Source organism: Methylobacterium sp. (assembly GCF_019750675.1).
In the GTDB taxonomy this organism is placed as follows: Bacteria; Pseudomonadota; Alphaproteobacteria; order Rhizobiales; family Beijerinckiaceae; genus Methylobacterium.
Genome location: NZ_JAIEOF010000437.1, coordinates 1 through 8,988 on the forward strand (window position 1 = coordinate 1; position 8,988 = coordinate 8,988).

Genomic DNA, 8,988 nt, shown 5'->3' on the forward strand with positions numbered 1-8,988 from the left:
GGCTCGCCGACCGCCACCAGCAGGTTGCTGCCCCCGGAGGAGGGATAATAGGTGCGGTCGAACAGGTTCTTGAGGTTGAGCTGGAGCGTGGTGGCCAAGCCGTTCACCTGGGTGTTGTAGGCCAGGAACGCGTCGCAGACGACGTATTCGGGCAGCTTGAAGCTGTTGGCGGCGTCCCCGGGCCGGACGCCGACGTAGCGCGCGCCGAAGCCCGCCTCCAGGAAGCCCGCACCGAGCCGCGTCGCGCCGAACTCCGCCGCCTCCGCGATGGCGCCGAACTGGTGCGTGAGGAAGGCCGAGGCGGTGACGCGCGGGGTGTTCAGGAGTTGCTTGCCCGTCAGCACCGGGTCCTGGACGACCTCGGCCTGGGTGAAGCCGTAGCTCGCGATGACCGCCCAATCGGGCAGGATCTGGCCGGCGACGTCGATCTCGAATCCGCGCGAGCGCACCTTGCCGGCGGTGCTCGCCACGGTGCGGTTCTGGCTATCGGTCTGCGTCACCAGCACGTTCGCTTTCTCGATGTCGAACATCGCGCCCGTCACGGTGAGCCCGGCGGCGACGTCCGCCTTCACGCCGACCTCGAAGGCCTCGCCCTCCTCCGGCGGCAGGGCGCCGACGATGTTGGCCAGCGAGGTGTTGGGTTTGAAGGATTGCGAATAGCTGCCGTAGAGCGACAGGTTGGGGGCTAGCTTGTAGACGAGGCCGACGCGCGGCAGGACCCGCACCCCGTCGATGTCGGTATAGGCCACCGCCGGCGTCCCCTTGGCGCCGAACTGGTCGAAGATCTGGGTGCTGAGCCCGGCCACCAGGATCCACTGGTCGCTGAGGTGCAGCGAGTCCTGCAGGTAGAGGCTGGTGTTCGAGAGCCGCTCGCGCAGGTTGCTGTCGGGGGCCGAGATCACCGGCACCGTGGCGAGGGTGCCGTAGACCGGCCGGAACGGGTTGAAGCCCGCCCGGTTCGGCCCCCGGATGATGTCGGGCCGGCCGTAATCGATGTTCTCGTAGGTCACGCCGGCCAGGAGGTCGTGGCGCAGGCCGAAGGTGTCGAAGCGGCCCGTCAGGTCGAGGCGGGCGACGTGGGCGTTGAAGTCGGCGTTGCGGGTGCCGTCGGCCCGGCGGGTGAGGAGGCCGGTGGCCGCGTTGTAGCTGACCGGCCGGATCTGGTCCTCGTCGTAGCCGAGATGGGAGTAGGTGTAGCCGAAATGCAGCCGCCAGTCGTCGTCGAAGCGGTGGTCGACGTCGAGGCTGGCGAGATGGCTCGTGGCCTCGTGCTGGCTCGAGCGCTCGTCGAAGCGGCGCTCGCGCGGCACCCGCAAGGGGCGCCCGGTGGTGGGATCGAAGATCGTGCCGCGATCGTAGGGCACGCGGTAATGGCCGAACTCGTAGCCCACCGTCACGGTGGTGTCGTCGCCCTTCCAGGTGAGCGAGGGCGCCACGACCTGCCGGCTGAGATGGCCGAAGTTGCGCCAGTAATCGTAGCTCTGGATGTCGGCCACCATCCGGTAGGCGAGGTTGGTGCCCTCCACGGGGCCGGTGAGGTCGCCCTGCACGAGGCCGCCGCCGAAGCTCGTGCTCGTCAGGTTGAGCGAGCCGTGGGGGGTGAATTCGGGCCGCTTCGAGACGAGGTTGATCAGCCCGCCCGGGTCGGTGATGCCGTAGAGGAGCGAGGCCGGACCTTTCAGCACCTCGACGCGCTCGATGGCGTAGCTGAAGTTCTGCTGCAGCACGGTGCGGCGCCCGTCCCGCAGGATCGAGTCGTCGCGAAACGTGCCGAAGCCGCGGCGCACCACCGCCTCCTGCGTGCCGCCGACGCTGTTGGTCTGGGCGATGCCGCTGACGTTGCGCAGGGCCTCGTCCAGCGAGATCACCCGCTGGTCGCGCAGCACCTGGGCCGGCACCACGGCGATGTTGGCCGGCGTGTCGAGGATCGCGGTGTCGGCGCCCGCCCCGAAGGTGGAGCGCCGGGGCTGGTAGCCGATGGTGGCGAGCCCGTTGCCGAGGCCCGCGACGCTGAGTTCCTCGAGGGTGACCGCGGAGGGCGCGTCCTGCGCCGAGGCCGCGCCGGCGGAGAGAAGCCAGAGCGCGCCCCCGGCCAGCCGGCGGCGCCGGGATGGATGGCGGGGTGTTGGGGCGGCGCACGACATGTCGGGTCTCGGGGGGGAACGGAAGCTTCGCCTTAGTGCGCCGCACCCAGATTCACAACCTGCGATTCAAAGATTAGAAGTGCTCCAATCAAAGCAAATGCATAGCAAATGGCGCCAGTCTCGACGTCTTCTAAAGTACATGTCGCCGGCGGGATGTACAGCACCGGCGAACCCACCGATCCGCCGCGCGCGGCGCGGCCTTGACCCGGCGGCGTCGCGCTCACATCCCTGCCAGGCCATGACCAGTCCCAACGACCGCTCCCAAGGACACCACCTCTGGCGGCCCTACACGCAGATGAAGTCGGCGGCCCCGCCGCTGGAGGCCGTGCGCACCCACGGGTCGCGCATCGTGCTCGCGGACGGGCGCGAACTGATCGACGGCATCGCCTCGTGGTGGACGGCGGCCCACGGCTACAACCATCCCCACATCCGCGCCGCCGTGGCCGCGCAGCTGGAGGCGATGCCGCACGTGATGTTCGGCGGGCTCACCCACGCCCCGGCGGAGCGCCTGGCCGCGCGCCTCGCGGCCCTGCTGCCCGGCGATCTCGACCACGTCTTCTTCACGGATTCCGGCTCGGTCGCCGTCGAGGTCGCCCTGAAGATGGCGGTGCAGATGTGGATCAACCGGGGCGTTTCCGGACGCACCCGCATCCTGTCGTTCCGCGAGGGCTATCACGGCGACACCCTGGGGGCGATGTCGGTCTGCGACCCCGACGAGGGCATGCACCGGCGCTTCGGCGCCTATCTGCCGGCCCAGGTTTTTTGCGATCTGCCCCGGACGGCGGCGCAGGTCGCCGCCCTCGACGCGACCCTGGCGGCCGAGCGCGCGACCCTGGCGGCGGTGATCGTGGAGCCCCTGGTCCAGGGGGCCGGCGGCATGCGGATGCACCCCCCCGAGGTGCTGGCGACGGTGGCGCGGCTGGCGGCATGCCACGGGCTGCCCCTCATCGCCGACGAGATCTTCACGGGGTTCGGGCGCACCGGCACCTTGTTCGCCTGCGAGCAGGCCGGCATCGTGCCGGATATCCTGTGCCTTTCGAAGGCGCTCACCGGGGGGACGATGGCGCTGGCCGCCACCGTCGCCACGGGGGCCGTCTTCGAGAGCTTCCTGTCCGACGATCCCGCCGCCGCCCTCATGCACGGGCCGACCTTCATGGCGAACCCGCTCGCCTGCGCGGCGGCCAATGCCAGCCTCGACCTGTTCGAGGGCGAGCCGCGTCTCGGCCAGGCCGCCACCATCGCGGCGGCCCTCGCCGACGGCCTCGCCCCCCTGCGGGACCTGCCGCACGTGGCCGACATCCGGGTCCTGGGGGCGATCGGCGCCGTGCAGTTCCGCGCGCCGCCCGACCTCGCCGACCTGAAGCACCGATTCCTCGCGCGGGGCACCTGGGTGCGGCCCTTCGGCGACATCGTCTACCTGACGCCGGCCCTCACCATCGGGGCGGACGACCTCGGCCACCTCCTCGACGCGATGCGCGCGGTGGTGGCCGAGACCGCGCCCTGAGAGGGCGTCCCGAGACCTGCGCAGGCACGCGGCACGCCTTGCAACCTGCGCTCCCTTCGCTCGTTGGGGTACGTGGCACCAGCCTTGCGCCCGCGACCGCGTCACGCGAGCCCGAGCGCTCCGGACGCGTCGGTCAGGTCTTCCGGGGCTGTGCCTGCCGGCAAACAGGTTGGAGGGTGCATCGTGGTGGATGAGGCGACGAACGTGAACGACGATCGGCCGGTGATCCTCCTGGTCGAGGACGAGGCCCTGACGATCATGGATCTCGGCGACGTCCTCGAGAATGGCGGCTACGAGACCGTGCAATGCGCCTCCGCCGAGCGTGCGCTGGGCATCATCCAGGCCCGCCCCGATATCTGCGGGCTCATCACCGACGTCGAACTGTCCGGCAAGACCAACGGCTTCGAACTCGCCACGGCGGTCTCCGAAGCCCGGCCCAAGCTGCCCATCGTCATCGTCTCGGGTCGCGCCGCCCCCGATCCCGAGCGGATGCCGGCGGGCGCCCGGTTCATCGCGCGGCCCTGCACCGGGGAGGACATCCTCTCGCAGTTGAAGGGCCTGCTGCCCTGCTGAAGCCCTGACGGTCTCAGGCCGGCGTGTCCCCCTGGGCACGCCACCATGCGACAGTATCGTCGAGGCCGCGCATCAGATCGAGGCGCGGCCGGAATCCGACGGCGCCAGCGAGGATGCGTGTCCCGGCCTCAATGACGGCCGGCTCCGCCAGGCTCAGGGGCCGGGCTCCGAAATCCAAGTATTCGGCGCCCCCGATCCGGATAGCGAGGGCATCGAGGAGTTCCCGCACCGGGATCGCCGCGCCCGAGCCGATGTTCACGGGGCCGGTCACGTCGCTCGCGACCAGGGCGGCCAGAGCCTCGGCGGCATCGGCGACGTGCAGGAAGTCGCGGCGCTGGTGCCCTGCCGTCGTCGGAAATGGCGTGCGGGTCGACAGGGCCTGGATCGCGTCCGGGACGAGGCGCCCGCGCCGCTCGCCGGGTCCGTAGAGATAGAACAGGCGGCCCCAGGCGAGCCCGAGTCCGTTCGTGGCGGCGTAGGCCTCCAGGATGCGCCGCGTCCCGTCCTTGGCGGCGCCGTAGAGCGTGGCGGGCCGGCAGGGCGTCGTCGCCTCGTCGAAGCGGGCCGCGCCCCATTCGTACTCGGCACAGGTGCCGGCGCCGACGAAGCGCCGCCCGCCCGCCGCCGCGAAGGCCTGGGCGAGGTCGAGGCTGGCCGCGACCCAGTCGAGGTTGCGCGCCGAGGTCCAGTAGCGGCCGGGCTCCGCGTCCCAGGCGAGGTGGAGGAGATGGCTCGGCCGGATCTTCGCGATCAGCGCGCGCCGCTCATCGGGCACCAGCAGGTCGGCCGCGTGCCAATCCGCCCCGGGCGACGCGCCCCGCCCGACGCCGTGGACCTCGAAGCCGCGCGCCCGCAGGGCCGGCACGGCGTGGCGGCCGACGAAGCCGGCCGCACCCGTGATGAGGACGCGCCCGCTCATCGCACCCAGTCGGGATAGGCGAGGTCGCGCTCGGCGATCACCGTGACGGGCTCCGGCCAGGCGACGGCGAGGCTCGGGTCGTTCCAGCGCAGGCCCCGAGCGCTGCCGGCCACGTAGGGGCGGTCGATCATGTAGAGCACTTCCGCGCCGTCGCTGAGGGCCTGGAAGCCATGGCCGAATCCGGCCGGGATGTAGAGGGCGTGGCGGTTGGCGGCGTCGAGTTCGGTTCCGTAGGCCTGGAGGTAGGTGGCGGAATCCGGCCGCAGGTCGACGATGACGTCGTGGATCGCGCCGGCCGTGCAGCGCACGAGCTTGGTCTCCGCATGGGGCTCGGCCGCGAAGTGCAGGCCCCGCACGGTGCCGCGCCGAGCGTTGTGGGAGATGCTGGACTGGGCGAAAGCGCCGATCAGTCCGCGCGCGGCGAAGTCCTCGGCGCAGGCGGTGCGGGCGAAGAAGCCGCGCGCGTCGGCATGGGGTTCGGGGACGATGCGGTACGCGCCGGCGAGCGGCAGGGCCTCGAAGCGCATCGTTTCAGAACTCGGCCAGATGCGGGATCGCGGTGACGAAGCGTCCGCCCCAGGCGCGGATCGCCGCCATCTCGCCCGCGATCTCCTCGCGCAGGTTCCAGGGCAGGATCAGAACGCAGTCCGGCCGCAGCGCGAGCAGGGCCTCCGGCGCCACCACCGGGATACGGCTGCCGGGGAGCAGCATGCCCTGCTTGTGGGGCGAGCGGTCCGCCACCGCCCGCACCAGTTCGGGGCCGATGCCGCAATAGTTCAGGAAGGTGTTGCCCTTGGCGGCCGCCCCGTAGGCGCAGACCGTCCGGCCCGCCTCCCGCTCCGCGATGAGGAAGCGCAGCGCCGCGCACTTGATGTCGGCCACCGCCCGCCCGAAGCCCGCATAGCCGGCGGGCTCGAAGAGGCGGGCCGCCCGCTCGGTCAGCACCACGCGCTCGAGGGCCTCCGTCGGGGCGTGGCCGGCGCCCTCGCGGCAGGCGAAGACGCGCAGCGAGCCGCCATGGGTCGGCCATTCCTCGACGTCGAACACCCGCAGGCCGTGCTGGCGCAGGACATCGATCACCACCCCGAGAGAGAGGTACGAGAAGTGCTCGTGGTAGATCGTATCGAACTGGCGCTGCTCGATCATGCGCAGGAGATGCGGGAACTCGAAGGTCGCCACCCCCTCGGGCTTCAGGAGGATGGCAAAGCCTTCCACGAAGTCGTGCAGGTCGGGCACGTGGGCGAGCACGTTGTTGGCCGCCATCAGGTCGGCGGCGTGACCGGCCGCGTGAAGGCGCGTGGCGGTCTCGGCCCCGAAGAACGCGACCTCGGTCGGCACGCCCCGCGCGCGGGCCGCCGCCGCCACGTTGGCGGCCGGCTCCACCCCGAGGGCCGGGATGCCCCGCGCGACGACGTATTGCAGCAGGTAGCCGTCGTTGCTCGCCACCTCCACGACCTTGCTCTCGGCCCTAAGGCCGAAGCGTGCCTGCATGGCCGCGACATAGGCCTCCGCATGGGCGAGCCAGCCCGCGGAGAAGCCCGAGAAATAGGCATAGTCCGAGAAGATCGCCTCGGGCGTCTCGAAGGCCTCGAGCTGCACGAGGTGGCAGTCATCGCAGACGAAGGCGTGGAGCGGGTGGAAGGTCTCGCCCCGGTTGGCGCGATCCGCCGGCACGTAGGCGTTGGCGAGCGGCGAGAGCCCGAGATCGACCAGGCTCCGGCCGAGATGCGCGCCGCAGACGCGGCAGGGACGATGTGCGCTCACGCCGGTCACGCTCCGAGGGCCTCGTAGGCGCCGATCTGCGCCAGGGTCAGATCGCGGGCGCAAGCCCCGCCGGCCTGGGCCCGGTGCCAGGCTGCGGTCCAGGCCAGGGCCGCGTCGAGGCGCAGGCGCCGGTCCCAGCCGAGATGGGTGCGGGCCTTGGCCGAGTCGACCTTGAGGAAGGTCGCTTCGTGCGGATGGATCGCCTGCGAGAGGTGCCACAGGGCGTCCGCCCCCCAGGCCTGGGCGAGTTCGTCGACGAGGTGGGCCACCGGGCGGCAATCCTCCTCGGCCGGGCCGAAGTTCCAGGCCTCGGCGTAGCGCGCCCCCCCCTCCCCCGACAGGCATTCGGCGAGGCGGAGGTAGCCGCTCAAGGGTTCGAGCACGTGCTGCCAGGGCCGGGTGGCGTGGGGCGCGCGGATCTCCACCGATTCGCCCCGCGCGAAGGCACGGACGATGTCGGGCACCAGCCGGTCCTCCGACCAGTCGCCGCCGCCGATGACGTTGCCCGCCCGGGCGGTGGCCACTTGGCACCCCTGCTGGTCGAGGAACGAGGTCCGGTAGGCCGCCGTCACGAGTTCGGCACAGCCCTTGGAGCTGCTATAGGGATCGTGGCCGCCGAGCGCTTCGGTCTCGCGGTAGCCCCAGGGCCATTCGCGGTTCGCGTAGGCCTTGTCGCTCGTCACCACCACGACGGCCCGGACCGAGGGCGTCGCCCGCACCGCCTCCAGCACGTGGGCGGTGCCCATCACGTTGGTGGCGTAGGTCGCCAGCGGATCGCGGTAGGACGCGCGCACCAGGGCCTGGGCCGCCATGTGGATGACGATCTCGGGCGCCGTGGCGGTCAGACATGCGCGCACGGCCGCCGCGTCGCGGATGTCGGCGAGGTGCGAGTCGAGGCGCTCGCCGATGCCGGCGGCCGCGAACAGGCTCGGCGCGGTGTCGGGGGCCAGCGCCAGCCCGCTCACCCGCGCGCCCAGGCGCTCGAGCCACAGGCAGAGCCAGCCGCCCTTGAAGCCGGTATGGCCGGTGACGAGCACCCGCCGCCCGGCCCAGAAGGCGGGATCGGGATTCGGGTCGCGCGTGCGCGGCAGGGGGAAGGGCGAGGGCTGCACGCTGTGAAACGATCTCCGGAAACGATCTCCGCTGGCGCGTCAGACTACCAGCACTTCCAGGGCGGCGCGTCCCCCGCCCACAGGGCTTCGAGGTGGTTCTTGTCGCGCAACGTGTCCATGGCCTGCCAGAAGCCTGCATGGACGTAGGCCGCGAGTTGCCCGTCGGCGGCCAGCCCCTCCAGCGGTTCGGCCTCCCAGACCGTGGCGTCGCCCGCGATCCGGTCGAGCACCCGCGGCGAGAGCACGAAGAACCCGCCGTTGATGGTCGCTCCGTCCCCGGCGGGCTTCTCGCGGAAGCGCCGGACCGTGCCGTCCTCGAGTTCCAGCGCCCCGAAGCGGCCCGGTGGCGTCACCGCCGTGAGCGTCGCGAGCTTCCCGTGCGCCCGGTGGAAGGCGGCCAGCGCCGTGAGGTCGACGTCGGCGACACCGTCGCCGTAGGTCATGAAGAAGTCGTCGTCGCCGAGGTACTCGCGCACCCGCTTCAGGCGCCCGCCGGTCATCGTGGTCTCGCCGGTCTCGATCAGCGAGACGCGCCAGTCCTCGGCGGTGCTGCGGTGGAAGTCGACGTGGCCGCGCCCGATGTCGACGGTCACGTCGGACAGGTGCAGCCGGTAATTCAGGAAGAACTCCTTGATGACATAGCCCTTGTAGCCGAGGCAGATCACGAATTCGCGCACCCCGTGGGCGGCGAAGATCTGCATGATGTGCCAGAGGATCGGCCGCCCCCCGATCTCCAGCATGGGCTTGGGGCGCGTCACCGTCTCCTCCGAGAGGCGCGTGCCGAGACCGCCCGCGAGGATGACTGCCTTCATGGGGTCCTGATGTTCTCGGCCTTAGTCCCGCGGATGGACGGGACACGCGTCACGGGTCCGGGCGGGACAGGATCGACCGGACCTCGAGCGTCGGGCTCACGCCGCAAGGCTTAATCGAGGGGGTCGGCTTCGTCCAGGCAGTCGGCTTCGTTGAGGCAGT

Annotated in this window: 8 protein-coding genes; 2 read left to right on the top strand and 6 right to left on the bottom strand. The window is 71.4% G+C overall.

The features are described 5' to 3' along the window. On the bottom strand, positions 1 to 2,144 hold a 2,144-nt coding region (locus K2X24_RS23000), incomplete at its 3' end, for a TonB-dependent siderophore receptor (protein WP_292501479.1). A 238-nt stretch (positions 2,145 to 2,382) separates the two neighbouring features. Here K2X24_RS23000 and K2X24_RS23005 point away from each other — a divergent pair. Together K2X24_RS23005 and K2X24_RS23010 are read left to right on the top strand one after the other, a co-directional pair. Further along, positions 2,383 to 3,648: an adenosylmethionine--8-amino-7-oxononanoate transaminase gene (locus tag K2X24_RS23005; protein WP_292501480.1), complete on the top strand. Its 1,266-nt coding sequence runs from the start codon at positions 2,383 to 2,385 to the stop codon at positions 3,646 to 3,648. 204 nt (positions 3,649 to 3,852) lie between these two features. After that, the gene (locus K2X24_RS23010) at positions 3,853 to 4,221 is read left to right on the top strand and encodes a response regulator (protein WP_283205869.1); all 369 of its coding nucleotides are present in this window, start codon (positions 3,853 to 3,855) and stop codon (positions 4,219 to 4,221) included. Positions 4,222 to 4,234: 13 nt separating this feature from the next. On the opposite strand, the gene K2X24_RS23015 is transcribed toward K2X24_RS23010, so the two are convergent. The 5 genes from K2X24_RS23015 to rfbF are packed head-to-tail and all read right to left on the bottom strand — an operon-like array spanning position 4,235 to position 8,828. Then, positions 4,235 to 5,140 carry an NAD(P)-dependent oxidoreductase gene (locus K2X24_RS23015; RefSeq protein ID WP_292501482.1) on the bottom strand — a complete coding sequence of 302 codons (906 nt, stop codon included), beginning with the start codon at positions 5,138 to 5,140 and terminating at the stop codon, positions 4,235 to 4,237. Beyond that, positions 5,137 to 5,667 (bottom strand): dTDP-4-dehydrorhamnose 3,5-epimerase family protein, encoded by a 531-nt coding sequence (locus tag K2X24_RS23020; protein ID WP_292501485.1) that lies wholly within the window; start codon positions 5,665 to 5,667, stop codon positions 5,137 to 5,139. The genes K2X24_RS23015 and K2X24_RS23020 overlap by 4 nt, the downstream gene beginning before the upstream one ends. Positions 5,668 to 5,671: 4 nt before the next feature. Further along, positions 5,672 to 6,904 (bottom strand): class I SAM-dependent methyltransferase, encoded by a 1,233-nt coding sequence (locus K2X24_RS23025; RefSeq protein ID WP_292501486.1) that lies wholly within the window; start codon positions 6,902 to 6,904, stop codon positions 5,672 to 5,674. A gap of 5 nt (positions 6,905 to 6,909) precedes the next feature. Next, complete coding sequence (rfbG, locus tag K2X24_RS23030; protein ID WP_292501488.1) at positions 6,910 to 8,016, bottom strand: CDP-glucose 4,6-dehydratase; 1,107 nt, start codon at positions 8,014 to 8,016, stop codon at positions 6,910 to 6,912. Between the two features lie 44 nt (positions 8,017 to 8,060). Further along, entirely contained in the window at positions 8,061 to 8,828 is a 768-nt protein-coding gene (gene rfbF / locus K2X24_RS23035; protein WP_292501489.1) for a glucose-1-phosphate cytidylyltransferase, read from the bottom strand. Positions 8,829 to 8,988 lie beyond the last annotated feature (160 nt).